General features: G+C 52.3%; 21 protein-coding genes. 16 read left to right on the top strand and 5 right to left on the bottom strand.

Annotated elements, in window-relative coordinates; all coding sequences use genetic code 11:
* Positions 1–7: 7 nt before the first annotated feature.
* Together WC980_04380 and WC980_04375 are read right to left on the bottom strand one after the other, a co-directional pair.
* On the bottom strand, positions 8–2590 hold the full coding sequence (locus tag WC980_04380; GenBank protein MFA5794286.1) for a VWA domain-containing protein: 2583 nt from the start codon (positions 2588–2590) through the stop codon (positions 8–10).
* A gap of 63 nt (positions 2591–2653) precedes the next feature.
* Positions 2654–4615, bottom strand: coding sequence for an APC family permease (locus tag WC980_04375; protein ID MFA5794285.1), 1962 nt, complete (start codon positions 4613–4615; stop codon positions 2654–2656).
* A 275-nt stretch (positions 4616–4890) separates the two neighbouring features.
* Here WC980_04375 and hypC point away from each other — a divergent pair, with 275 nt between their 5' ends.
* Positions 4891–6084, top strand: coding sequence for a HypC/HybG/HupF family hydrogenase formation chaperone (hypC, locus tag WC980_04370; GenBank protein MFA5794284.1), 1194 nt, complete (start codon positions 4891–4893; stop codon positions 6082–6084).
* Position 6085: 1 nt separating this feature from the next.
* Positions 6086–6463 (top strand): holo-ACP synthase, encoded by a 378-nt coding sequence (gene acpS / locus WC980_04365; GenBank protein MFA5794283.1) that lies wholly within the window; start codon positions 6086–6088, stop codon positions 6461–6463.
* 213 nt (positions 6464–6676) lie between these two features.
* Here the strand turns inward: acpS and WC980_04360 are convergent, their stop codons facing one another.
* Together WC980_04360 and dapF are read right to left on the bottom strand one after the other, a co-directional pair.
* Positions 6677–7384 carry a DNA alkylation repair protein gene (locus tag WC980_04360; GenBank protein MFA5794282.1) on the bottom strand — a complete coding sequence of 236 codons (708 nt, stop codon included), beginning with the start codon at positions 7382–7384 and terminating at the stop codon, positions 6677–6679.
* The gene (gene dapF, locus WC980_04355; protein ID MFA5794281.1) at positions 7385–8203 is read right to left on the bottom strand and encodes a diaminopimelate epimerase; all 819 of its coding nucleotides are present in this window, start codon (positions 8201–8203) and stop codon (positions 7385–7387) included.
* A 118-nt stretch (positions 8204–8321) separates the two neighbouring features.
* Here dapF and purH point away from each other — a divergent pair, with 118 nt between their 5' ends.
* The 9 genes from purH (at position 8322) to WC980_04310 (ending at position 16771) form a co-directional block, all read left to right on the top strand.
* Complete coding sequence (gene purH, locus WC980_04350; protein ID MFA5794280.1) at positions 8322–10034, top strand: bifunctional phosphoribosylaminoimidazolecarboxamide formyltransferase/IMP cyclohydrolase; 1713 nt, start codon at positions 8322–8324, stop codon at positions 10032–10034.
* 5 nt (positions 10035–10039) lie between these two features.
* Positions 10040–10315 (top strand): ferredoxin family protein, encoded by a 276-nt coding sequence (locus WC980_04345; GenBank protein MFA5794279.1) that lies wholly within the window; start codon positions 10040–10042, stop codon positions 10313–10315.
* Entirely contained in the window at positions 10305–11447 is a 1143-nt protein-coding gene (locus WC980_04340) for a 2-oxoacid:acceptor oxidoreductase subunit alpha (GenBank protein ID MFA5794278.1), read from the top strand. Before WC980_04345 ends, WC980_04340 begins: the two co-directional genes overlap by 11 nt.
* Before the next feature lie 3 nt (positions 11448–11450).
* Positions 11451–12332: a 2-oxoacid:ferredoxin oxidoreductase subunit beta gene (locus WC980_04335; GenBank protein MFA5794277.1), complete on the top strand. Its 882-nt coding sequence runs from the start codon at positions 11451–11453 to the stop codon at positions 12330–12332.
* Positions 12333–12337: 5 nt separating this feature from the next.
* Positions 12338–12877 (top strand): 2-oxoacid:acceptor oxidoreductase family protein, encoded by a 540-nt coding sequence (locus WC980_04330; GenBank protein MFA5794276.1) that lies wholly within the window; start codon positions 12338–12340, stop codon positions 12875–12877.
* Positions 12878–13046: 169 nt separating this feature from the next.
* The gene (gene lepB / locus WC980_04325) at positions 13047–14081 is read left to right on the top strand and encodes a signal peptidase I (GenBank protein ID MFA5794275.1); all 1035 of its coding nucleotides are present in this window, start codon (positions 13047–13049) and stop codon (positions 14079–14081) included.
* 136 nt (positions 14082–14217) lie between these two features.
* On the top strand, positions 14218–14658 hold the full coding sequence (locus WC980_04320; GenBank protein ID MFA5794274.1) for a DUF488 domain-containing protein: 441 nt from the start codon (positions 14218–14220) through the stop codon (positions 14656–14658).
* Entirely contained in the window at positions 14655–15425 is a 771-nt protein-coding gene (locus WC980_04315; GenBank protein ID MFA5794273.1) for a hypothetical protein, read from the top strand. Before WC980_04320 ends, WC980_04315 begins: the two co-directional genes overlap by 4 nt.
* 1130 nt (positions 15426–16555) lie before the next feature.
* Positions 16556–16771 (top strand): hypothetical protein, encoded by a 216-nt coding sequence (locus WC980_04310; GenBank protein ID MFA5794272.1) that lies wholly within the window; start codon positions 16556–16558, stop codon positions 16769–16771.
* 76 nt (positions 16772–16847) lie between these two features.
* Here WC980_04310 and WC980_04305 read toward each other — a convergent pair whose 3' ends face one another.
* Positions 16848–17267 carry a HEAT repeat domain-containing protein gene (locus tag WC980_04305; GenBank protein ID MFA5794271.1) on the bottom strand — a complete coding sequence of 140 codons (420 nt, stop codon included), beginning with the start codon at positions 17265–17267 and terminating at the stop codon, positions 16848–16850.
* 173 nt (positions 17268–17440) lie between these two features.
* Here WC980_04305 and WC980_04300 point away from each other — a divergent pair, with 173 nt between their 5' ends.
* From WC980_04300 to WC980_04280, 5 genes are all read left to right on the top strand, one after another.
* Positions 17441–18763: a glutamine synthetase family protein gene (locus WC980_04300; protein MFA5794270.1), complete on the top strand. Its 1323-nt coding sequence runs from the start codon at positions 17441–17443 to the stop codon at positions 18761–18763.
* Positions 18764–18888: 125 nt separating this feature from the next.
* The gene (locus tag WC980_04295; GenBank protein MFA5794269.1) at positions 18889–20340 is read left to right on the top strand and encodes a PDZ domain-containing protein; all 1452 of its coding nucleotides are present in this window, start codon (positions 18889–18891) and stop codon (positions 20338–20340) included.
* Positions 20341–20606: 266 nt separating this feature from the next.
* Positions 20607–21935, top strand: a complete 1329-nt coding sequence (locus tag WC980_04290; GenBank protein MFA5794268.1) for a serpin family protein — start codon at positions 20607–20609, stop codon at positions 21933–21935.
* A gap of 327 nt (positions 21936–22262) precedes the next feature.
* Positions 22263–23513: a type II secretion system F family protein gene (locus WC980_04285; protein MFA5794267.1), complete on the top strand. Its 1251-nt coding sequence runs from the start codon at positions 22263–22265 to the stop codon at positions 23511–23513.
* Positions 23514–23607: 94 nt separating this feature from the next.
* Positions 23608–25101 carry a HAMP domain-containing sensor histidine kinase gene (locus WC980_04280; GenBank protein MFA5794266.1) on the top strand — a complete coding sequence of 498 codons (1494 nt, stop codon included), beginning with the start codon at positions 23608–23610 and terminating at the stop codon, positions 25099–25101.
* Positions 25102–25164 lie beyond the last annotated feature (63 nt).

The following is a 25164-nucleotide window of genomic DNA, read 5'->3' as shown; positions in this document are numbered from 1 at the left end:
GCGATACCTAATTCTTAGCCTGAGGAATAAACGACTTATGGAATACTACTTTCAGCAATAAATCAAGAATAAAAAGGATTAAACTGGCCAGAACCAGGAAGGTATCGATTTTTTTGTATGATTTTCCCTGAATGCCGGCGTTATGGTATTCTTTCGTGGTGTTCAGCAAGGTTCCGCCGGTCGATTCGGCTATGTTTTTGAGTAAAGTTAAATCTGGCCCAAACCGCATCAACTCCTGTTCGTAAGGGATGATTAAAGGCCGGGTTAAAATCGGCTGAGAGTTTTCCCGTATGTTTAAATAATACGTTCCCTGGTCTAAATTCGGAATGGTTTTCTCATAATCGTGCGCCGAAACCCGGGGCAATTGACCGGCCGAGATTGATTTATTCTGGAATAATGCCGACAGGCTATAATTGAATTCAGTCTTGGCCGGAGATAAGCTTTGTATAGAAATACGCAGGGAATTGGATTGGTCCAGAGAGGTATTCAGCCTGTAATTCCCGGGGTTTTCATATGCGGGCGTAAGCCAGCGAAGAACCTGGGTTAATAATTGAGGAGTATTCGACCAGTCGAGCCAATTACCGGCCCAATTGGGGGATAAAGATGATGTGAATGCCAGGACTTTGCCCTGCCCGTATTGCCACGAGGTTATCAACGGGATTTGCTTGGTTCCGTCTTTTTTGATAAAGGCCGCGATGTTTGCGCGATCTTTGATGTCCGTTCGGTTATACCCGAAAATGAATGGAATCGCGGGCATACCTTTAAGCATTTCTGCGGAATCGGTTATTTGCACCGGAACGGGAACGGTTTCCTGCCGGTACAATTCTTTCTTCTGGGCCAGGTCTTCTTTTATCGATTTGCCCAGGGCGTTAATATCGTTACCCCATAGTATGTGGTAGAATTTACCGTTAGTTTGATTCTGGGAAAGGGCTAACAGCGGTTGATCCTGGGTTTTTTCTCCGGTAGCGATAGTCGAAATGGAAATGCCCGATTCCTTGAGCAGGCGGCCCGTTTCCTGGAAGTCACCGGCCGATTCCCCGCCGGTGGAGTAGCCGTCGGAAAGAATAATGATGTGGCGCTTGGCCGCTTTGGTTCCCGTAAGCGACCTGGTCGCCTGGCGGATAGGCGGCAGGATACTGGTTGAACCGTTAGGTTTTATCTTGAGGAGCGCCTGATGCAGTTTGTCTTTTTCCGTTTCGGCAGACATCGGATAAATCGTGTCAAAGCCTTGATTAAAGGCGATAACCTCCAAGGCATCCTGCTTGTTCAGCAAGGACAGGGTTTGTTCAAGCGCGTCCGATGCTATTCGGAATTTGTCCTTATCCGGAAATCCGCTCGGTTCTGCCATGCTGCCGGAGGCATCGAGAATTATAGACAGAGCCAATGATTCCTGAGGGGCGGCCCAGACCGGGCTGATTTCTTCAATAATCGAATTTGAATACCGGCCCAGCCCGAAACTATTTGGTCCGCCGGAAATGAATAATCCTTTGCCGTTTGACACAGCCGCGGCGATTGCTTGGCTGAGTTTGTTTGAGGAATTCGGGCCGAGCGGATAGTTATCCATGATGATGATGTCACACAGGGGGATTATGTCGGAAGAAGCCCCGCTGTCGCCGGCCAGTTCAAAATCTTTGTTAGTTTTGATAATTTTGGCCAGCGAGCTGTTCTGGCTGTCCCCGATAAATGAGATTATGGGTTTGTCTTTTCTGCGAACGAGCACCGAAGCGTAATTATTACGGAGGTAAAACTCGTCAAATAATTTGGTAGAGACGCGTATTTCATATTGAGAAAACGGGGTGTTCAATTCCGGCAGATAGACGTCTAGTTCAAAAGACTGATTCCTGAATAGTTTCAGGCCGTTAAATTGGCGGATGAATATTTTATCACGGTAGATATCAGCGGTTGCCTCGGTGTCAACAGTGGACTGAATGGTGAATTTGATTTTTATTCCTTCACCCGGCCGGTTTTCCAGGATGGGCTCGTTGCACCAGACCTTTATGTCGCTGAAATTACGCGGGCCGGTCGGGATGCTGAAAATAGTCGTATTATTACGGGCTAATTCGGCGGCGGCTCGGAGTGCATTGCCCTCGGTCTGATTGCCGTCGCTGAATAAGAACACTTCCTTGGCGCCATTGGCATCCTTCAGGAGATTTCCAGCCGTTAATAAGGCGCGCTCAATATTGGACCCGGATTGGTTAACCTGAGAATTGAATGTTTGTAAACCGCCGATTCGGGAAGGCGGCGCCGGCGTAATCTCAATCGAAGCGTCACGGCCGAAAATAACAACACCGGTTTTATCGCCCGGCTTAAGCGATTGGAAATCAGATTTGATTTCCTTGATTACCTGCGCGGAGTCAAGGAATACGCTTTCCGAATTATCAAGAATATATATGCGGGAAAGAGTTCCGCCCTGGGTTCTTATCTGGAATCCGGACAGGCTGAAAATAAGCAACGTCAATATAAGACATCTGATTACCAGTGAAGCCGATATTCGGACGGAGACCCCTTTCCGGAAAATAATTAAACGGCCGACCAGAATAACAGCGAGGATAAGGATGGCCAATAGCGCCGGATGTTCGAATTTAAACATAATACCCTATTTTAGCGCAAAGGCTGAAAAGGTGCAAAGAAAAGGATATATAAAGAGGCGATATTAATACACTCTTATGGGCATAACGGCGGTTTGCTTGCCTTCCAGCGCCAGTCGCCTTTGCAGGCGGAAAGCAGTCTCGTTATGGAGTATATGCGTGAAGAAATTCTCGTCCTTGAAGACCAACTTGCTGACAAAGAAGACTGTCTTAGGGTATTCGGCTGATGTTTTATTGCACAATTCCACCAGCGTTTCTATGGCGTTAACCGATACGTCATAGCTGTATTCGGCGTAGAAGCCGAAATCGTTGGCCATTTCTATATAACGTTTCATATTCGCCTGCGTATTAGCCCGGAGGTTTTCCACTTCGCTAACCCCTTTAAACTGGCCGGTATCCAGTTCGCCCACGCTCATGAAAACATACCGTTTGAATATCTTGGGGAAGAGTTTTTCCACGGAGAAAAACGTATGTATGCCGAACCCATTATAACTGCTGACCAGTATGCAGGCGGTCGGCGCGTCTTTATCGATAGTTTTCGGTATAGGTTCCAGCCGTTCCGGCCGGGGCATATTAACCAGGATATCGTCCAGCCTCTTGAGAGCTTTGCGGGTATTTAGGTAATGGCGCTTTACCATTATAGCCACGAAAATAAAACTGGATGTGATGACCAGAGTTAACCAGCCGCCTTCCGTGAATTTAAACCAAACAAGTATAACTAGGATAATACTGGTGAGCAAGAACCCGACCAGATTGATGATAAATTTGGAACGCCAGTCTGGAGTCTTGTCTTTTATTTGTATCCAATGCCGGCACATGCCGAACTGGGAAAGAGAGAAGGTGATAAAAACGTTGATGCTGTATAAAACGACCAGGAAAGCGACACTGCCTTTGGTGAGAATAATAATGGCAATAGAACTTAATCCCATAAATAAGATGCCGTTGGATATGGTCAGCCGCTCCGAAAGGTGGGCGAAACGTTTGGGCATCCAGTAGTCTAGCGACATATTGGCCAGCACTCGCGGGCCGTCTATAAAGCCAGCCTGCGCCGCTATGAATAATAGAAATGCCTCTGAAGCCAGTGTTAATATTATCAGCCCGCTTCCGTATGAAATACCCCAGCGTTGGGTAATTGCTTCAAAGAGGGTGGCATTCAGTGTTTGCCCGGGTATTCGTTTGATGTTAAACAGCGCGTAGAATAATATAAGCCCGCCTGCTAGAACCGCCAGGGAAAGGGTCATGTAAAACATAGTCCGCCTGGCGGTCGCAGCCCGTGGCTCTCGCAGAGTGGGCAGGGCATTACTGACAGCTTCTATGCCGGTATAGGTACCGGCGCCGTGGCTGTAGGATTTCAGTATGATAAACAACAACGCCCAGATGCCTGTATTTTTAACCAGATCTTTAGTCTGATAGGCGCTGTCCACGACAAATGCCGGCATGGTATAGGCATTCTGCGCTAATGCCGCCGTCAGCATAATTAAATGGGTAATAATAAATATTGCAAAAATAGGCGTAAGAATGGCTACTGATTCTTTTACTCCGCGTAGGTTAAGAATTATTAGCATACTAATGACTATGATAGAGACAATTAGTTTATAAGACTGGTACTCTATCGGCAGAAAACTGAAGAGTGCGTCTATGCCGCTGGCCACGGAAATAGCAATGGTCATGATGTAGTCTATTACCAGGGCACTGCCGGAAACAAGGCCGGCGGACGGGCTGATTAATTTAGTGGCTACCAGATAACCACCTCCACCAAAGGGGAATTCTTCTATGATTTGGGTGTAGGAAAGGGATATTATGGCAACGGTCAAGGCCGTAGCAATAGCCAGATAAATGGCCAGGAAGCCGTGCCCATTTAAGGCGACAAAGGCCTCTTCCGGGCCGTAACAAGAAGATGATAACCCGTCCGCGCCCAAGCCGACCCAGGCCAATAGCGCCACCAGCGAAATCCGCCTGAATATGGTCGGGTCCATCGGATTCTTCGCCCGGCCGATCAGCATTTCTTTGAATCTTTTCCAGCTCATAATAGTACTCTCAAAAAAATAACCTACCTCGTCCTTGATGGCGGGGAAGGCGTAGGCGCGGGGTCTATACCCCGCATCATGGTGTGGCGTTTTGATGGCGTCCCGCAAAGCGGGGACGCTACAAACTGCCAATCTAACGGCCGTTTATATTAGGTTAATTTAAAGGTTAGTCAATAAAATTGAGTCAGACCGAATACCCAGCCGATAAATTTCTTGCTATTTTAGGAAGTAATGATATTATGAATTATTTACTGATTTAGAACGAGAGATAACCTATGTGCTACGCAATACCGGGCAAGATTATCGAAATAAACGACCGCACCGCCGTCGTGGACTACTTCGGCGAGCGGAAAAAAGCCTACACCGACCTGCTCATGCCTAAAATCGGCGATTATGTTTACGCCCAGGGCGGGTTCATCATCCAGCACGTGCCTGACAAGGAAGCCCACGAGATTCTGGAGGACTGGAAAGAGATGTTCTTCCGGCTTCAGGAGATAGACCTCAAGATGTCGGCCAAACCTAAAAGCCTTTACGAACGCGCCAACGCCATCCGCCACGAGCATCAGGGCAATTCCTGCTGCGTCCACGGCATCCTGGAATTATCCAATTACTGCCGCTGCAATTGCCTCTATTGCGGCATCCGCCGGGATAACAGCCAGCTGACCCGTTACCGGCTGGAAATACCCGAGATAATCAAGGCCGTTGACGAAGCGGTCAAGCTGGGTTTCAAGTCGCTGGTCATTCAGTCCGGCGAGGACCTTTATTATAATGACGACAAACTCTACGAAATAGTCAAAACTATTCGCGACCAATATCCGATACTGCTTTTTGTCTCTATCGGCGAGCGGTCCCTGAGCGCCTACCAGCGCCTTTACGATGCCGGCGCCCGGGGCGTTTTGATGAGGTTCGAGACCTTAAACAAGGATATCTATGACCGGATGAAGCCCGATTCGGTCCTGGAAAAACGGCTTGACCTTATCCGTAGCCTCAGGAAGATGGGCTACCTGATTATCACCGGGTTCCTGGTCGGCCTGCCCGGCGAAAAAGGACGCGATATCCTGGCCAATGTCAAGATGACTGCGTCACTGGACGCGGAAATGTTCTCCTTCGGCCCGTTTATACCCCATCCGCAGACGCCCTTAACCGGCTCGAAACTGCCGGCCATTGATTCTATGCTCAAGGTCATCGCCCGGGCCCGGCTAATGAACCCGGACGCCAAGATAATGGTTACCACGGCGCTGGAAACGCTGGGCGGCGACGACTCGGCCCGGCAGGCGCTTATGGCCGGAGCCAACTCGCTGATGATAAACGTCACGCCCCAGAAATACCGTAAGCTTTACGACATCTACCCCGGCCGTTTCGGCACCGAAATGTCCACCCAACAGCAGATAGACCGGGTCATCAGTTTGTTGAAATCACTGGGACGGGCGCCCACCGATCTGAGCGTGGCCGAAGAGCTGACTAAATAATATGATACTCGGCATCGGAATAGACATCATCGAAATCAAGCGGATAAAGACGTTCCTGGTCAGGAAATCGAGCATGGCCCGGATATTCTCTCCGTCGGAAATCAACTACTGCACCAAAACCAAACGGATGGCCGAATCATTCGCCGCCCGTTTCGCCGTCAAGGAAGCCTTCCTGAAAGCCGTCGGCACCGGTTGGGGAACCAAGGACAGCCCCAAGTGGACCGAGATAGAAGTGCGCCGGGGCGTTAGCGGCGCCGCCTGCCTGGGGCTGAGCGGCAAAGCCAAGGCCATCGCCCGCAAGATGGGCGCCAAGAGGTTTCACCTGTCAATAAGTCATACCAAAGATATGGCCGCGGCCGTGGTGATATTAGAAAATTAGTGACAGTTCGAGTAAAACGAGTTACTGTCACTTATCCCCGAAACGAAGTGGAGCGGGATTATTAGAGCCGCTTCGATGGCACTTTAGCGCCAGAGGTGGCGGGTCTTATCCCGACTATTGAGCCGCAGCGAAATCCAGCACTTATGCAGGATTCCGTCGGGAGTGCCACATTATCCCGCTTATTCCAGCGGGACTGGTAAAAACACAGTAATACTAAGATGTGCGGCTGCTTGGTGGCACTATGCTTCGCCGTACTTTTTTCTGTGCTATCTTACCGTTCAACTCGCGCAGGGCGTCGGCTGTTATCCAACGGGCGGACCGGGAATCTTTTTCCCGTATTTGCCTGGCCATCCGGATAGCCGCCCGATTCAGCCTGAGATTGCGCTTACCTATCTGCCGGAGCGCCCAGTTTACCGCCTTCTTGACGAAATTACGCTCGTCCGTCGAGTATTTCTTTATAATCGGTAAGAATCTCAGGAACCGGCTGTCCGACGCCGTTTTGTCGTGGACCGACAGCGCCGCCATCAGCACGAACCCGGCCCGGCGGACGAACTCCTCTTTGCGCCCGGTCCATTGCACCGCCTTGGCATAAGCGAATCCGGTCTTATCAAACAGGTTGCTGCAGACCTGGTCGCAGACGTCCCAGGAATAAAAGTCCTTGGCCCATTTATCCATCTGCTTCGCGGTTACCGAGGCCGGTTCGTCAATCAGCCCGGCCAGTATTCTGGCGTCGTGTATGCCCGATGCCCAAAGCCGTCCGGCCAGCTGGTGGTCGTGCCCGATCTGCTTTGCCATAGCCCTGACAATCGGCATCGAAACACCGTAGCCGTTCTTGGGCTTGATGCCGTACCGGGCCATGCCCGCCAGATTATCGGGATTGCCCCGGGCCTTGATTTGCTTGATGACTTGCTCGAACTTCATTTACAAAATCCACTCCGCCGGGCCGGTAAGGTAAATCCCCTTGCCTTTGGCGTATTCTATATGTAAGGCGCCGCCCTTGAGTTCGACCTTGACGGCGTTATTTAGCCTTTTCCTGAATATCCCGGCCACGACCGCGGCGCAGGCGCCCGTGCCGCAGGCCAGCGTCTCGCCCGCTCCCCGTTCCCACACCCGCATCCGTATCCGGTTACGCCCCAGCACCTGAACGAACTCGACATTGGTCCGGTTCGGGAACAGCCGGTGCCGCTCGATGGCCGGGCCGTATCTGGCTATGGGCAGGCGGTCGATGGATTTCAGGAACATTACGCAATGCGGATTGCTTAACGATACCGCCGTCACATCCGCCGCCCCGGCCGGTATGGGCAGTCCTTTATCGGAATAATCTTCCACCCGGCGCGGTTCGGGCATCAGCACCGTGATGTCATTGACCTTGTCATTCTTGACGTTCAGTCTGACCCGCATCAACCCGCCCTTGGTGTCAATCCGCAGGTTTCTGCATCTGCTCAGCTCGGACTCATAGACCAGCTTGGCGAAACACCTGATGCCGTTGCCGCACATCTCGGCCTCCGAGCCGTCGGAATTGAATATCCGCATCCGGAAATGAGACCCCTTATGGGCCGGCGGCAATACCAGTATTACGCCGTCCGCGCCGATGCTCCGGTTCTTGCTTGCGAACGGCCTGAGGCCGCTTTTCCGGTCGCACAGCTTCCTTATCAGCGCCGGGCCCAAAGCCGGCTTCTCGCCCAAAGCGTTAATCATTATGAAGTCGTTGCCGGTTCCCTGCATCTTTATGAATTCCATAGAGGCCAGTATATCAGGAAAAATTTCACTAGCAAGATTTATTCCGAAAAAACTTGCCTTGAGCCCGGAATCAGGTTAGATTAAAGCTTCCTTAACCCAAGCAAAAGGAGTGGTCTCTATGCTGAAGATAAAAACCGCTGTCCTGAGCGTCAGCGATAAGAATAACCTGGCCGAGCTGGCCCGCTTCCTCAAGAAATGGGGCGTGACCATCATCTCCACCGGCGGGACCGCCAAACTCCTTAAGGAAAACAACATCGAGGTCGCTCCCATCTCCCAGATTACCGGCAACAACAAGGACGACTACTTCGACGGCCGGATGAAAACCATCAGCTTCAACTACGAAAGCGCCCTTTTATACAAGCGCGATAACGCCGAGCACGTCAGCCAGGCCAAGGAACTGGGCATACCCCAGATAGACCTGGTCGTCTGCAACCTCTACCCCTTCGAAGAGGTTATCGCCAAGCCGGACGTTTCCGTGGACAAGGCCATCGAGAACATCGATATCGGCGGTCCGTGCATGGTCCGGGCCGCGGCCAAGAATTATTACGGCGTCACCATCGTGGTCGAACCGTCCCAGTACGCCGAGCTGATGAAAGAGATGGAGCAGAACAAAGGCGCCGTCAGCGACGCCTGCCGGGCGCGCTTTATGGTCCGGGCCTACGAGAAGACCGCCCAGTACGACGCGGCCATCCACAAGTTCTTCTCTGACAAGTTTGCCAACGAGCAGGTCAAGCACCTTGATTATAAAGAAGGCGTCCAGCTGGGTCGTTACGCCGAAAACTGGCACCAGAAAGGCTGGATGTATAAATCAGCCAAACCGGTACTGCCGTCAATCCCCTGGGCCAAGCAGGTGCACGGCGGCCCGCTCGGATACAATAATTACCTCGACGCCGAAGCGGCTATGCTTTCGGTGATGGAGCTCAAGGACCGAGTGGCCGTGTCCATCATCAAGCACACCAACCCCTGCGGTTATGCCACCGGCGAAACGCTCAAGGAGGCCTTCGACCGCGCCTGGCAGGGCGACCCCGTCAGCGCCTTCGGCAGCGTCATCGCGCTGTCCCGGCCGCTCAATATGGATATCGCTAAAATACTGGGCGAACGCTTCGTCGAAGTGGTGGTCGCGCCGTCCATCGAAGCCGATGCCCTGGAATATATCAAATCGCTGGGCAAAAAGAAAGCCGGCCTGCGCCTGCTCGAAACCGGCGACATCAACCGGCCTATGCCACTGACCGTGCACCGCTTCATCAACGGCGGCGTGCTGGAGCAGGAGGTTGACAATAAGTTCTACCTGACCGATACCGTCGACCAGCTCTTCAAGGCGCCCTTCACGGCCAAATGCCTCAACAGCGGCAAAGACCTGACCGTCGGCATCGTCACCAAGGTCAAGCCCAGCGCCAAGCGGGCCGGCCTCTACGACTTCGTGCTCCGGCACATCAAGCACGTCAAGTCCAACGCCATCTCCATCGCCCGGGAATACAAGCCCGGCTACTGGCAGATAATCGGAATGGGCTGCGGCCAGCCCAACCGCAAGGACTCGGTCGCACTGGCCGGACAGCGCGCCGAATATAACCTTAAGCTCGAGTTCAAGGAGCTTAAGAAGAAATCCGGCACGCCCAAAACATATATCAAGAAACAGCTGGCCTCAGAAACGGTCATCCTGGCTTCGGAGGCATTCTTCCCCTTCAGGGACGGCATCGACAACATCGCCAAGAGCGGCGTCAAATATATCCTCGAGCCGGGCGGCTCGGTCAAGGACGACGAGGTCATCAAGGCGGCCAATGAATACAAGATGGGAATGATATTCACCGGCGTGCGCAAGTTCTATCATTGATTATTATGAAAACGGCAAAACAGGAAGTATCTAACCGGGTCAAGGTGCCCAAGGGCGAACTGGTCATAATGCCGGAGCGCTGCAAAGGTTGCGGCATCTGCATCGAGTTCTGCCCCAAAAAGGTGCTGGTGTTCTCCAAGGAATACAACCCCAAGGGCTACTACTTCCCGCTGGCGGCCAATCCCCAGGAATGCTCCGCCTGCAATATGTGCTCCCTGCTCTGCCCTGATTTCGCCATATATCTGAATAAATCCGTATCAGAGAAAACAGATGAGCAATAAACCCATAATAGAATTCATCAACGGCGACGAGGCCTGCGCCCGGGGCGCCCTGGCCGCCGGCTGCCGTTTCTTCGCCGGATACCCGATAACCCCGGCCACCGAAATCGCCGAGCAGATGGCCCGGTTCCTGCCCACCCATAACGGCGTTTTCATCCAGATGGAAGACGAAATCGCCTCTATGGCCGCCATCCTGGGCGCGTCTTGGGGCGGCGCCAAGTCTATGACTGCCACCTCCGGCCCCGGTTTCTCGCTGATGATGGAAAACCTCGGCCTGGGCCTGATGACCGAAACCCCCTGCGTGGTGGTGGATATGCAACGGGCCGGGCCGTCCACCGCATTGCCCACCTACGTCGGTCAGGGCGATATGATGCAGGCCCGCTGGGGCTCGCACGGCGTTTATGAAATCATCGCCCTCTGCCCGTCTTCGCCTCAGGAGGCCTTTGACCTGACCATCCGGGCCTTTAACCTGTCCGAAAAATACCGGCTGCCGGTCCTGGTTATGGGTGACGAGATAGTCGCCCATATGACCGAACGCGTAATCATCCCGCCGGCCGACCAGATAGAACTCTACCCGCGCCGCAAGCCGACCGTCGGCCCGGAAGAATACCTGCCTTACCTTGCCGGCAAGGATTTGGTGCCGGAGATGGCCAACGCCGGCGACGGCTATCACATCCAGACCACCGGCCTGACCCACGACGAAAAAGGGCATCCGGTAATGACCGTCGACGCGCACCACAAGCTGGTCACCCGGCTGATAGAGAAAATAACCCATAACAAGAAAGACATCATCCAGGTTGAAGAAGAAAACACCGATGACGCCCAGGTGGTCGTCTGCAGTTACGGCATCTCGGCCCGCATCGCTGAATGGGCCATCCAGGAAGCCCGGGCCAAGGGCGTCAAGGTCGGCAAACTCCGCCTGATAACCATCTGGCCGTTCGCCGAGGACCGCATCCGGGCGCTGGCCGGCAAGGTCAAGGCCTTCGTCGTGCCGGAGATAAACAACGGGCAGATAGCGCTCGAGGTCGAGCGTTGCGCCGGCGGCAAGGCCAAGGTCGTGACCGTCACCCATATGGGCGGCGCCACCCATAACCCCAAGGATATCCTCGACGCCATATTGGCGGCGAATAAATGATTTATGACAGACAACGTTGACGTTATATCCGGGCACCCGCTGGACAAGCTGATACGCCAGGAGCGCATGCCGCACATCTGGTGTTCCGGCTGCGGTTTGGGCACCATCTTCGGCAATATGCTCCGGGGCATAGTCAAATCCGGCGTGCCGCTGGACAAGGTGGCCGTCGTCTCCGGCATCGGCTGCACCGGCCGGGTATCGGGCTACGTCAAGTTCGACGGCTTCCATACCACGCACGGCCGGGCCATCCCCTTTGCCACCGGGCTGAAGCTGGCCAGGCCGGAACTGAATGTCATCGTCATCAGCGGCGAAGGCGACCTGACCGCCATCGGCGGCAACCACTTCATCCACGCCGCCCGGCGCAACGTCAATATCACCGTCATCTGCGCCAATAACTCCAACTACGGAATGACCGGCGGCCAATGCTCGCCGACCACCCCGGCCAAGTCCATTACCACCACTACGCCCTACGGCAATTTCGAATCGTCATTCAGCCTGCCCCACCTGGCCGCGGCCAGCGGGGCGGTCTTTGTCTCGCGCTGGACCACTTACCACGTTATGAAACTCCAGTCGGCCATCTCCCGGGCCGTCCTCAAGAACGGCTTCAGCTTCATCGAAGTGATGTCGCCCTGCCCGACCTATTACGGACGCTCCAACAAACTCGGCGCCGGGCTGGAGATGATGAAATTCTACAAGAACAACACCGTCATCAAGCAGGAAGTCCAGCTCAAGGACATCGGCATCGGCCGGGGCGAAAAGATAGTCATCGGCGACTTCGTAGATATCGAACGGCCGACCTTCAACGACCTGCTCCGCGAACGCGACCAGAAGCTGTGCCAGGCCGCCGCCGGAAAAGAAGAAAAGAAGAAATTAGAACACGAATAATAATTATGAGTGAGAACAAGACAGAGATAAGATTCGTCGGGTTCGGCGGGCAGGGCATCATCCTGGCCGCCCACATCACCGGCCGGGCCATAACCATCTACGAAAAATCCAACGCCACGCTGACCCAGAACTACGGTCCCGAATCGCGGGGCGGTTCCTGCGCGGCCGGCTTGATTATCTCCGACCAGGCCATCAACTACCCGCACCTGACCAAGCCCGACGTGCTGGTGGCGCTCTCGCCCGAGGGCTACAACAAATACAAAGACGACATCAAGCCCGGCGGTCTGATAATCGTCGAAGAAAGCATACTGGTGGACAAAAAGTCCGCGGTCCGGACGCTGACCGTACCGGCCGGCAAGCTGGCCGAGCAGATAGGCAAGAAGTTCGTCACCAATATGGTGGTGCTGGGATTTATGACCGCCGCCGCCAAGTTCGTCAACAAAGAAGCGATGAGGCAATCCATCGCCAGCTCAGTGCCACCCGGCACCGAAGAGCTCAACCTCAAGGCCTTCGAGATGGGTTATAGCCACTTTAAACCGGAATAATTTCTTAGCCACGAATAGTTTTAGTGGATTCGTAGTTAAATAATTGACATTTCTCTAAAAACAACCATACTGCACATATAGAGCGATAGCAGAGCCTCCCGCTTATAGGGGAAACTTGGCGAAAGGAAAGTTGTAGCGGCTCTATCTCACCGAACAAATAAGAAGAAATATGGAAAATGCAAGAGCAAAAAACCCCTGGCTGGCCGTCTGTTTATCAGGGGTTTTGCCGGGCACAGGCCAACTCTACGCCAAAAGAAACGCCATCGGAATAACTATTCTGTTTGCCTATCTTGCATTGGTTACCGCTGTATTTTATGCAGCAATCAACCCGATAATAGTCCTTCCTTGGGCAATAAGTTTTTATATACTATCTTTTTTACTTGCTATTTGGAACTTATTCAATGCATATGACTTAACCAGTAAACACAACGCTTCCTTGCCGCCTGACATTCCAGCCGACCAGCTGCAGAAAAACCCTTGGTTGGCTGTTTTTCTTTCTTATATACTCCCGGGCGTAGGCCAGCTTTATTGTAAAAGATGGGTAAAAGGCATTGTTTTTATTATTGGCTTTGCTTTTCTTAATGAAATTACATTTCAACATAGGTGGGTATCATTACTTCTAGCATTATTATACCGTCTTATAGTTTGTTATGATGCTTTTATTTCTGCGCTAAGACCGCAAAAAGGACCAAAGAAAACACTGATAACCTTCTTGATTCTTTTGCTATTATATAAGGTTTTTATTTACGTCTTACTTACCAGTCTTTGGGTTACATACCGCATTCCAACAAAAGGGATGGAACCGGCAATTATGGAGAAAGACAGGGTTATTGTGGAAAAACTGACTTATAGGTTTTCCAATCCCGAACCTGGCGACATTATCACGTTTGAATCACCGGAAGATTCCCAAAAGGTGCTTATCAGGCGTATAATTGCCAACGGTGGCCAAACCGTTGAAGTCAAAGGCAATAAAGCCTATGTTAACTGTAAATTATTCAAAGAATACCCTCCGGTTGAAGAGCAAATAAATACCAAGCTTTACGGTCCTTATCTGGTTCCGAATAACACCTATTTTGTCCTCGGCGACAATTTAGCTAATAGCAAAGACAGCCGCCAATACGGCTCCATCCCCAAAGAAAAGATTATCGGGAAGACCTGCAAGATATATTGGCCTGTGAGCCGTATCAAAGAATTGGTAAAGTAGCCAGCAGTGAAAGGAAATGTGCGTGGGTTGTCCGCCTATGGCGGAGGCGGGGATCAGAGTACCCCATAAAACTTGACCTGTTAAATAGGTAATGTTACTATAATCTAAAACCGATGTATTAATAAGAGGATAGTTTATGTCCATTCAAACATTGTTCACCATCGGTTATGCCGGCAAAGATATTAAACAATTTGTAAATATCTTGCTGAAAGCGCATATTACCACCTTGGTTGATGTGCGTCAGTTGCCGCTCAGCCGTAAGCACGATTTTTCCAAATCCAATCTGCGGGAACATCTTGAACATTCCGGTATTGAGTATAAGCATTTTGGCGTTCTGGGTAGTCCTAAAATAATTCGAGATAAGGTTCGTCAGGATAATGATTATAGAACATTCTTTACGGAATATACCAAGTACCTAAAAACCCAGCCAGAGGCAATAGCCGAAGCGGCCGATACGGCAACCCATAACAAGTCTTGTTTGATGTGCGTTGAGCCGGAACCAGCCTTTTGTCACCGCCGAATCGTTGCGGAAACTATAGAGAAACATTACCCCCGCCTTAACGTTGTTCATTTATGAACTGGGAACCCCACCAAATATTAATAACCGTTAAAACTTATCCCACGCCCAGCAAAAAATACGTTGAAACGGTTTGCGTTGCGGGCGTATCGCTATCGAATAAAAAATTCGTCCGTCTTTACCCAATAAGATATCGTGACCTTGATGAAAACAAGAAATTCAAGAAATATAGTGTCATTAAGGCAAAAATAGCTAAAGCTGCTGATGATCACCGGCCTGAAAGCTATAAAATCAATGCGGACAGCATTGAAATAATTGATACTTTGGGCACAAAAGACAAATGGCTCAAACGCAAGGGTATAGTTTTACCGGTTTTAGACAAATCGATGTGTGAGATTCTAAAACAGGAACCATTAACGCATAAATCATTGGGATTGATTAAACCCGAAAGAATTGAATTTACTAAGGGCAAGGCTAGAAATAAAGATATTGAAGAGGCTCAACGATGTTATGCCCAAATGGATTTGATAAATAAACAAAAACAGACTATTGAGTTTATCCCTTATGAATTCAGGTATAAATTCTATTGCGCCGGAGAACCGAATTGCCCCGGCCATGATTTTCCGATAATTGATTGGGAAATCGGCCAGTCATATAGGAGTTGGAGAGCGGATTATCCTAATGAGGACGTACTGCTCCAGAAAATAAAGCAAAGATGGTTCGATGAAATATGTTCGCCCAATAAAGATACCTATTTTTATGTGGGCAATGTTCATCGTTTCCGTGATACCTTTATGGTTCTAGGGGTATTTTACCCGCCCAAATAATGTTGGCAATGCAGGACAGGCACCATACCTTTCGGTAAACCCTCATTTCTTACTATACACGTATTTCGCCCCGGGGTAGCTAGGGTATCCAGCTATACTGGGTAGGGGGCTTAGCTATACGCACTAGATACCCCAGCTATACCAGCCAGGGTATCCAGCATACCCAGGTAGTATACCTAACTGCGCTACCTATGGTATCCAGTAACGGTAGGTAGTACCCCCAGCGCCGGCAGGAGGTATCCCGAGCTGTACCACCTGGTATATCCAGCTATACTACCCGGTACCCCCAGCACCGCTACCCTATACCCCTAACTAGCATAGGGGGTACCCCTACCTACCCTACCCCGGGGGCAGGGGTAGGGTACCTATACCCCCTAGGTAGGGAGGGGTAGGGTACCCCTCGCACAACCATAATTTGAAAGAATTTTACAAAAATTCTCATTTTTCCTGTCACATTTATGGTTCTCGACGGGTGTATATATGGGGAGGAAATGTCCTTCGGATATGGGATATGGGATGAGGACCACAAGCGGGACAGACCACCTATTTTGTAAACGTTGATTTATCTATGTTTTAAGGCATAGTTTCCCAAAAATCATTTTTTCCCTGCCCAACCCCTTGGTGATATTCGGGGTGTGGTATGACTAGCTCCCGGCGGCCTTCTATCAGAACTCCGGCAACGCAATACCCTCACTCCCGCAACGCAATACCCTGACTCCGGGAACGCAATACCCTTATTCCGGCAACTCTCTACCCTGACTCCGGTAACACAATATCCTGACTCCGGGAACGCAAGACCCTGACTCCGGTAACGTAATACCCTCACTCCGGTAACACAATATCCTGACTCCTGGAACGCAATACCCTCACTCCGGTAACGCAATATCCTGACTCCTGGAACGCAATACCCTCACTCCTGTAACGCAATACCCTGACTCCGGCCACCGGCCACCCCCTCCCCCCATACCCTATCCCCCCACCCCCACCCCATTTTCCCAACAAGGCGTTGGTTATTTCAGGAATTCGCAAAAATGCTGATGGCATAACTCATTACCATATAATAGGTTATAAATTTGCCGTAATTTCCACACCCCTAAAAAACCAACAAGGCGTTGGTTTTTAGGCTCCTTATGGAGCAACGGTCGTGGGTCTACGGCCGCCGTGCCGGGGCAGACTTCGGCTCGTCAACTGTGCACTTCATCTGGCAGAACATCGCTAACCTGAATAATAATGTATATAAGGAAGCGATGATTGCCACGGATGGGACACGGATGATACGGGTGATGATAACTAAATCGGGTCAGTTTACATCTGCAAATGTGTGGATTAAGGGGTATATAGAATGAGTCTAAAGAGTCTGAAGGGTTTGTGGAGTCTATGGAGTTGAAAGTCCAACTCTATAGACTCTTTGGACTCAATAAACTATTTAGACTTATCTTCCTCCGCCCCCAATTCCTTCAGCGCCGCCCGGGCCGCTTCTCGGACACTTTCATCCTTATCTTGTAATAGCTTTGTTATTTCTGGAATGGTTTCTTTTTCATTCATTATAAGAAAGATGTTAATGGCTTCTATTCGCTCATCCCTGTTTTGACTGGTGAGCAGGGATAGTGCTAATTCTTTCTGTTTTTGGTGCATATCTTCTCTAGGAATAGCCCAGCAACCATCGTCAGATATTATAGAAATCTGTTGAGTAGGCGTTATGGGCGCTTGTGCCGTTGGAGCGGTGACTGGTTGCTGGCGTGAGGTGGTGACCGGATAGACCCCGGCCCCAATCACGGCTAAAGCGGTTAATATTATGCTGATTTTGAGGAAAAGCGGGGACTGCAACTTTGTTTCATTCATAAGTACAGAATAGCACCTGAGGGGAAAGATGTCAAGTGTTAGGAGCCGGGCATAATCATAAATCTATATTTATTGCATTATCCGTTTGGATTTGTTAATCATATGTTCCCAGATATAAAATAATTCTATGGTTTGCCCGGCCATTCCTTGCGCCGCGGCAAGAAGGAGGTTTTATGCTGGCCAAGTCCGATGTGATGAAAATCATCAGGAAACGCGATGTCAAGTTCATCGAAATCTGGTTCACCGATATCCTGGGTATGCTTAAGGCGCTGACCATTCCGCGCGAGGAACTGGCCAATGCCTTTGACGAGGGTATGGGCTTCGACGGCTCTTCGGTCCGGGGTTTTACCCGCATCGACGAAAGCGATATGGTGGCCGTGCCCGACCCAGCCACCTTTGTCATCCTGCCCTGGCGGCCTAAGGAAAAGGCGACCGCCCGGATGTTCGCCGATATCCTTAACCCGGACCGGACGCCGTTCGAGGGCGACCCGCGCTATATCCTTAAGCGCAGCTTAGCCAACCTGAAAAAGGCCGGTTATACTTATTACGTCGGACCGGAACTGGAGTATTTTTATTTCAAGGACCCGAACCATACGGAAATCCTGGATCGGGGCGGGTATTTCGACCTGATTCCGCGCGACGAGGCGGTTGACCTGCGCCGGGAAACGGTGCTGACCCTGGAGGAGATGGGCATCCAGGTGGAGTACAGCCATCACGAGGTGGCACCCAGCCAGCACGAAATAGACCTGCGTTATAAAGAAGCCCTGACCATGGCCGACATCGTCATGACTTACCGGCTGGCCGTCAAGGAGGTGGCTTTTAAGAACGGCGTCTATGCCACCTTTATGCCCAAGCCGCTCTTCGGCCAGAATGGCTCCGGCATGCACGTACATATGTCGTTGTTCAAGAACGGCCGGAACGCTTTCTTTAATCCCAAGGGCGATTATTATCTTTCGGATATGGCCGTCAAGTTCGTGGGCGGTTTGTTGAAATACGGCAGTGAAATATCGGCGGTGATGTGCCAGTGGGTCAATTCTTACAAGCGGCTGGTGCCGGGCTACGAGGCGCCGGTCTACCTGTCCTGGGCTCAGCGCAACCGTTCGGACCTAATTCGCATCCCGATGTACAAGCCGGGCAAGGCCAACGCCACCCGGATAGAGTTCCGGGCGCCGGACCCGGCCTGCAATCCTTACCTGACCTTTGCCTGCCTGCTGGGCGCCGGTCTGCAGGGCGTCCGGGAAAACATCAAGCCGCCGGCACCAATCGAGGAGAACGTTTACGATATGAGCCCGGAGGAACGCCGCAAGCGCGGCATCAACACGCTGCCGGGCAGCCTGATAGAGGCCATCGAATTCACCGAAAAGAGCCGGTTGGTCAAGAATATCCTGGGCGAGCATACATTCCGTGAGTTCGTGGCCAATAAGCATATCGAGTGGAACGATTACCGGACGCAGATAACTGCCTTTGAGCTGGAGCGCTACCTGCCAGTGTTGTAGGGTGGCGGAAACCGGGCGGGATATTATCAATTGTTTGCCAGGCCCGGCCGGCAATGTTAGGATTAGTTTTAGGAACCGGGTTCCGGTGTTTCCGTTAAGCAACCTCGTTTTAAAGGAAACAACAGATGGATATCAGACGTTTCGGGCTGTTGATGTTCCTGGCCGCGGTCATGGCGGCCTGCCTGCCGGCTTTTCCTCCGGCGGCCAGGGCCGAGGGCGAGGACGCGGCCCAACAGTTGGCCCTCCAGGCTCAGGGGTTTCTGGAGAATAAGCAGTATGAAGAGGCCATCGAGGTCTATGAGAAAATACTGGAGACCAGGCCCGATGACGAGCAGGTCCTTTACAATATGGCCTGTGCTTACGCCTTGTATAACGACCCGAAGGAGGCGATAGCCTACCTGCAGAAGGCGGTCGAGGCCGGCTTTGCCGACTTTGAGATGATTCAGGCCGACCCCGATTTGAAGAGCCTCCGGAACATCGAAGGCTTCACCGATATTATCCGGGCCAAGGACTTTTACCTGAAGAAGGCGGCCGAGCGCAAGGTGGAGGAGTTGAAGAAGACCTACGGCAAGGGTTATTCGTACGAAATCGACGAGAAGCGCAAGCTGATTTACGCCAGCGATTCGTCCGAGGGGTTGATGAACAAAATCCAGGACTTCCTGAACAAATTCGCCGACGCCGAGCGGGGTTACCTTTTCAAGAACAAGCCGTCTTATTACATCACCATATTGGTGCCGAACCAGCGGGATTTCGTCAAGCAGGTGCCTAATCCGGGCATCGGCGGTTTTTACGCCCACAGCATCAAGACCCTGTTCTGCCGCGACACCGGCTATACACTCCGGCACGAGTTCACGCACGCGCTGTATTTCGCCGATATTTCGGCCCGCAAGCAGACCCATCCCATCTGGATAGTCGAGGGGCTGTCGACCTGTTTCGAGGAGTCGGAGCTGGGCTATGCCAGCATCGTTCCCAGTTATAACGGGCGGATAGACCAGATGAAGGATTTGATCAAGAACAAGCGGACCATCCCCTGGTCCAAGCTGGCCAAGATGGACCAGAAGGCGTTTATGGACCAGGCGGGGTCCTGTTACGCCGAGGTCAGGTCTATTTTTTACTGGTTGGACAAGACTAACGGGCTGAAGAACTTTTATTTTACTTACCTGTCCGATTTGTCCAACAGCAAGGACAACTACAGCGGCATTCCGACGTTGGAACGGATTTACGGCAAGAAGATAGAGCGGATAGAGGATGAGTGGGAGCGCTGGGTGGCCAAGACGCCGGCGCCGGAGGTGCTTGAGAATAAGAACGACACTTATGTGGGCGTGGCGGCTGAGGCGTCGGTGGCCGGGATGATAATAACCGCGGTTGGGGCCGGTTCACCGGCCGAGCAGGCCGGGCTGAAGGTCAAGGATGTCATCCTGAAAATGGGGGCGGATAAGATTGACACGGTGGAGGAGTACCTCAACGCCATCCGGAAGCGGATGCCGGGCGACGTGGTGACCTTTACGGTATTGCGCGATAACGCCGAGAAGCTGATAAAGGTCAAGCTGGGCAAACGGCCCAAGGATAAGAAGTGACCGGCCGAGACTGCAGACTTTTAGAGCCAGTAGGAACCCCGCCCGAAGGCGGGACAGCGTAGCATCCTGTAGGGATAAACTCCGTGACGTACTGGGTCTTATCCCGAGCGTAGCCTCGGGGTAGACCATAGACTATAGACCGGGCACAGAGGGCAAAGATTCCATATTTCAGATTATTTCTCTGCGAGAAAATAGTTTTCACCAACAAATTCGGGTGCCGAAAGTATCTAATACTACAGAACAATACATTAACGAAAGGATTTGATATGAAGAAGTATTTGCTGGCGCTTGTACTGGCGGCCGCGGCGGTGGCGGTGTTTATGCCCGGACTGAATGCTGAACTGGCTCGGATGACCCCTGAAGAGAAGGATGGATGGAACAAGTCGCGTATCGTCACGGCCAATAATGAGTTTGCGGTAGACCTCTACGGCAAACTGGCCAGCCAGCCGGGTAATCTGTTCCTTTCGCCTTACAGCATCTCGGCGGCGCTGACCATGACCTATGCCGGGGCGCGGGGACGGACCGAGCAGCAGATGGCTTACACCCTGGGTTTTTTGGATAAGTTCGGCCACGATTTTAACAATGGGAACGTTATGGTAAAGGTCCAAGACGTCCGGTCCTTCCCCAGCGGCGAGGAGCTCTACAGCCTGTTCGGCTGGCTGGCCGATGCAATCAAGCCGTCCAAGCCGGCCACCTGCCAGTTGAACATCGCTAACGCGCTCTGGGGCCAGACCGGATATAAGTTCCGGCCGGAGTTCCTGGGCGTCTGCAAGAATAATTTCAGGTCCGAATTCAACCAGTTGGATTTCGTCAAGCAGACCGAGCAGGCACGCCTGGCCATCAACGACTGGGCGGCCAAGCAGACCCAGGATAAAATAAAGGATTTACTGCAAAAGGGAATGGTTACCCCGGCCACGGCCCTGGTGCTGACCAACGCTATCTATTTTAAGGGTAATTGGCAGACCCAGTTTGATAAGACCAAGACGGTCGAGGCGGATTTCACCCTGGCCGACGGCAAGAAGGTCAAGACGCCGATGATGGAGCTGTCGCGGGGCAAGGATGGCGTTCTGTTGGAGGTGCCTTATCTGGAAACTGACGATATGCAGATGGTCCGCCTGCCTTATGTGGGCGACGAGCTGTCGATGCTGGTGATTCTGCCGCGCAAGCCGGACGGGCTGGCGGCGCTGGAGAAAGGGCTCAAGGCCGAGGGCCTGAATAAGTGGGTAGCGTCGTTTAGTAATAAGAGAGTTTTTGTTTGCCTGCCTAAATTCAAAATGACCTCTACTTTTGCGCTCAAGGACCAGCTTAGCGCCATGGGCATGTCGGACGCTTTTGAGTACGGCAAGGCCGATTTTTCGGGCATGGACGGGACCAAGGAACTGTTCATCAGCGCGGTTATCCACAAGGCCTTTGTCGACGTCAACGAGGAGGGCACCGAAGCGGCCGCGGCCACGGCGGTGATTATGAAAGTCGGCGCAGCGCCGTCCGAGCCTCCCACCTTCCGGGCCGACCGGCCGTTCATATTTGTCATCCGCGATATGCGCACCGGCACGACGCTATTTATGGGTCGGGTGGCTGACCCGACCAAGGGTTGAAAGTGTTGGTAACTCGCACTAGCCCCGATACTTCGTATCGGGATAATGTGCCTCTAACTCACTTGCGTTCGAAGTGGCACTAATCCCGCTCCACTTCGTTTCGGGGACCCCGCTAAAGCGGGATAAGAAACTCTAATCCCGACTTGTCGGGAAAGAGGTTTCTAATAAGCGCCGGTAACGTTTTATGGGCCCTAAAGTCCAGTTAAGCAATGCTTAACTGGATTTAAGGGACAGTAAGTCGCTACGCTCCAACTGTCCCTAAAGCTTGACAAAGACTCTATTGTTATTAACTTGTGGTTAGTATATTCCTTATAAGGAGGCTGAGTTATGCCGCTGTTCTTTTATGAAGGTGTTGACCGGGTCGGCAAGAAGGTTCAGGGCGATATCGAGGCGGCTTCGGTCCAGGAAGCTACTAATAAGGTCCGCAAGCTGGGCTTTTTCCCGACCAGCGTAAAAGATAAGGCCTCGGCCCCGTCACAGCAGTCGGCGGCTACGGCGGCTCCGGGCAAGAAGAAACCGCGCTGGTCGCTGGGCGGCGTCAGCCAGAAACAGCTTACCCAGTTTACGGTCCAGCTCCATACCTTGCAGGACGCCGGTCTGCCCATCCTGCGCAGCCTGAAAATATTAGCCAACCAGATGAAACCTTCGCAGATGAAGGACATCGTGGAGAATGTTACCGAGGACGTCGAATCCGGTAGCACGCTTTCGGACGCGATTTCGCGCCATCCCAAGGTGTTCGACCGGCTTTATGTCAATATGGTCAAGGCCGGCGAGGCCGGCGGCGTGCTGGATACGGTGCTGTCCAGGCTGGCCGTTTTTATGGAAAAGGCCCAGCGGCTCAAGCAGAAAGTCATCGGCGCGTTGACCTATCCGGCCGTGGTCATCACCGTGGCCATCCTGATCGTTGCGGTCATTATGATTAAGGTGGTGCCGCAGTTCAAGGCCATCTTCCAGCAGACCAGCGGCAAGGGATTGCCTTACATTACTCAGTTGTTGATGGATATCAGCTCGACCATCGCGGCGGTGTGGTTCCTGATTCCGGTCGTGCCCATCGGGTTGTACCTGATATATTTAGGCGTGAACCAGACGCCCAAGGGCCGGTTGTTTCTGGACCGGATAAAGCTGAGACTGCCCCTGGTGGGGATTATCATCCGCAAGTCGTCCATTGCCCGGTTTACCCGGACGCTGGGCACGTTGCTGTCCAGCGGCGTGGCCATACTTGACGCCCTGGTGATAGTCCGCAACGCCATCGGCAACGAGGAAATCGCGCTGGCGGTGCAGAACGTACACGACAGCATCCGCGAAGGTGAAAGCATAGTCGGGCCGCTGTCCCAGAGCTCGGTCTTCGACCAGATGGTCATCAATATGATAGAGGTGGGCGAGGAAAGCGGCGAGCTGGACAAGATGCTTATGAAGATAGCGGACAATTACGAGTCCGAAGTAGATTCGCTGGTCGGCGCGCTGACCAGCATATTGGAACCGGCGATTATAGTCTTTTTGGCGGTGGTGGTGGGTTTTATCGTCATTGCCTTGTTCTATCCGCTGGTCGACCTGATGAAAGACCTGGGCGCCGGGTAAAGATTGCCGTGCGGGATTTAGCCCTTGCCGGATAATACGGATTCACGGTCTAGCCCTGCCAAGGATAAATCCTGCTGTTTGATTCTTAGTAACTATGTCTCTGCGTTATAAAATCCTTATCGCCTTGGCCAGCGTGATGATTCTGATATTGGGAATCCTGACGCTGAATCTGTGGGTCAACGCTTTGGCCCGGGTCCATTCCAACCAGCAGAAGATGGCCGACGTGCTGACCAGCATCATCCAGGACTGGCTGAAAGACATCAAGAGCCCGCCGGCGCCGCCGTCCGAGAACTCCGAATGGGCCGGACTCAGGGATAAGCTCAACAACTCCGCTCTTTTCACCAAGTGGGTCATTGTTAACAATAAGCTCGAGCCGATTCTTTCGGCTACGCCCATCGTTGACGCGGCTACCTTCAAGAACGATGCCGACCTGATTAAGGCCTTGAAACAGCAAAAACCGGTATTCAGCCTGGCCGGCGGAACGGTGGTCAACACGCCCCTGCGCATGTCGGATAATACCGTGCTTCTGATTAAGATGGACATCCAGCGCCCGCAGGGAATGGAGCTGGACCCGATGGAGTCGCTTAAGACCATCCTTTGGGTCATGCCGCTGGGCACGATTTTCCTGATATTGAGCATGTATGTGCTGATGACCAAGCTGATACTCAGGCCGATAGAGGCGCTGTCCGAGGCCAGCCGCCAGATTTCCAGCGGGAATTACAAGGTGACGCTGCCGACAGTCAAGGGCAATGACGAGGTGGCCAACCTGGTTAATACCTTTAAGATAATGCTGGATGAGATAAATTCTTACCACAGCTCGCTTCAGGCCAAGATTGATGACGCGCGCGAGAAGATAAAGGCCACCCAGGAACAGCTGGTCATCGCCCAGCGTTTGTCGGCCACCGGCACGCTGGCGGCCGGCATTGCCCACGAGATTAATAACCCGTTGGGCGGAATCCTTAACGCGGCCATGTCGCTTAAGGACGGCAAGCTCGATGCCAAGCGGACCAAGGAATACCTGGAGCTGATTATCGAGGGGCTGACCAGAATTCAGGATACGCTCAAGAAGATATTGCAGTTCTTCCCGCGGCGGCTGACGCCCCAGCCGATAGAACTGAAGATGATAATGGCCACGGCCATCCAGCTGGTCCAGCACCGGCTGACCCAGGATAAGATTACGATTTCCAACCGGCTGGATATGGACATACCGCCGGTGTTCGGGGATTCGGGCGAGTTGCAGCAGGTGTTCATTAACCTGCTCCTGAACGCCATAGACGCCGTGGCCGCCAAGCACGGATTGCATGACGGCAAGATAGAGGTCTACCACGAAATCGCCGACCGTAACATCACGGTTTTTATCAAGGATAACGGCACGGGTATGAAGGAAGAGGACCTGAGCCGGGCGTTTGACCTGTTCTACACCACCAAAGAACCGGGCAAGGGCACCGGGCTGGGCCTGTCCGTGGCGCATAACATCATCCAGGGACACGGCGGCAAGCTGGTGATGGAAAGCCAATACGGGAAAGGTACCACGGTCAAGGTGACCCTGCCGATATTGGACAAATCAATGGAAAGCAAGATGAAGTAGGACCTGCTTTCCTGGCGGCAAACCCCAATGTCTAATGTCTAAATCCTAAAAGCTAAATAATTT

It is taken from the genome of Candidatus Brocadiia bacterium (assembly GCA_041658285.1).
Taxonomy (GTDB): Bacteria; Planctomycetota; MHYJ01; order JACQXL01; family JACQXL01; genus JBBAAP01.
This window is presented reverse-complemented; position numbering and strand designations above follow the sequence as displayed.

Bases quoted from the DNA above. Each gene is read 5' to 3' on its own strand.
- WC980_04360 (MFA5794282.1), bottom strand. From the start codon at position 7,384: ATGAAGTTCGAGCAAGTCATCAAGCAAATCAAGGCCCGGGGCAATCCC.
- WC980_04330 (MFA5794276.1), top strand. From the start codon at position 12,338: ATGAGTGAGAACAAGACAGAGATAAGATTCGTCGGGTTCGGCGGGCAG.
- WC980_04340 (MFA5794278.1), top strand. From the start codon at position 10,305: ATGAGCAATAAACCCATAATAGAATTCATCAACGGCGACGAGGCCTGC.
- WC980_04380 (MFA5794286.1), bottom strand. From the start codon at position 2,590: ATGTTTAAATTCGAACATCCGGCGCTATTGGCCATCCTTATCCTCGCT.
- WC980_04310 (MFA5794272.1), top strand. From the start codon at position 16,556: ATGGAGCAACGGTCGTGGGTCTACGGCCGCCGTGCCGGGGCAGACTTC.
- WC980_04315 (MFA5794273.1), top strand. From the start codon at position 14,655: ATGAACTGGGAACCCCACCAAATATTAATAACCGTTAAAACTTATCCC.
- WC980_04295 (MFA5794269.1), top strand. From the start codon at position 18,889: ATGGATATCAGACGTTTCGGGCTGTTGATGTTCCTGGCCGCGGTCATG.
- hypC (MFA5794284.1), top strand. From the start codon at position 4,891: ATGTGCTACGCAATACCGGGCAAGATTATCGAAATAAACGACCGCACC.
- lepB (MFA5794275.1), top strand. From the start codon at position 13,047: ATGGAAAATGCAAGAGCAAAAAACCCCTGGCTGGCCGTCTGTTTATCA.
- WC980_04280 (MFA5794266.1), top strand. From the start codon at position 23,608: ATGTCTCTGCGTTATAAAATCCTTATCGCCTTGGCCAGCGTGATGATT.
- WC980_04285 (MFA5794267.1), top strand. From the start codon at position 22,263: ATGCCGCTGTTCTTTTATGAAGGTGTTGACCGGGTCGGCAAGAAGGTT.
- dapF (MFA5794281.1), bottom strand. From the start codon at position 8,203: ATGGAATTCATAAAGATGCAGGGAACCGGCAACGACTTCATAATGATT.
- acpS (MFA5794283.1), top strand. From the start codon at position 6,086: ATGATACTCGGCATCGGAATAGACATCATCGAAATCAAGCGGATAAAG.
- WC980_04375 (MFA5794285.1), bottom strand. From the start codon at position 4,615: ATGAGCTGGAAAAGATTCAAAGAAATGCTGATCGGCCGGGCGAAGAAT.
- WC980_04300 (MFA5794270.1), top strand. From the start codon at position 17,441: ATGCTGGCCAAGTCCGATGTGATGAAAATCATCAGGAAACGCGATGTC.
- WC980_04335 (MFA5794277.1), top strand. From the start codon at position 11,451: ATGACAGACAACGTTGACGTTATATCCGGGCACCCGCTGGACAAGCTG.
- WC980_04345 (MFA5794279.1), top strand. From the start codon at position 10,040: ATGAAAACGGCAAAACAGGAAGTATCTAACCGGGTCAAGGTGCCCAAG.
- WC980_04290 (MFA5794268.1), top strand. From the start codon at position 20,607: ATGAAGAAGTATTTGCTGGCGCTTGTACTGGCGGCCGCGGCGGTGGCG.
- WC980_04320 (MFA5794274.1), top strand. From the start codon at position 14,218: ATGTCCATTCAAACATTGTTCACCATCGGTTATGCCGGCAAAGATATT.
- WC980_04305 (MFA5794271.1), bottom strand. From the start codon at position 17,267: ATGAATGAAACAAAGTTGCAGTCCCCGCTTTTCCTCAAAATCAGCATA.
- purH (MFA5794280.1), top strand. From the start codon at position 8,322: ATGCTGAAGATAAAAACCGCTGTCCTGAGCGTCAGCGATAAGAATAAC.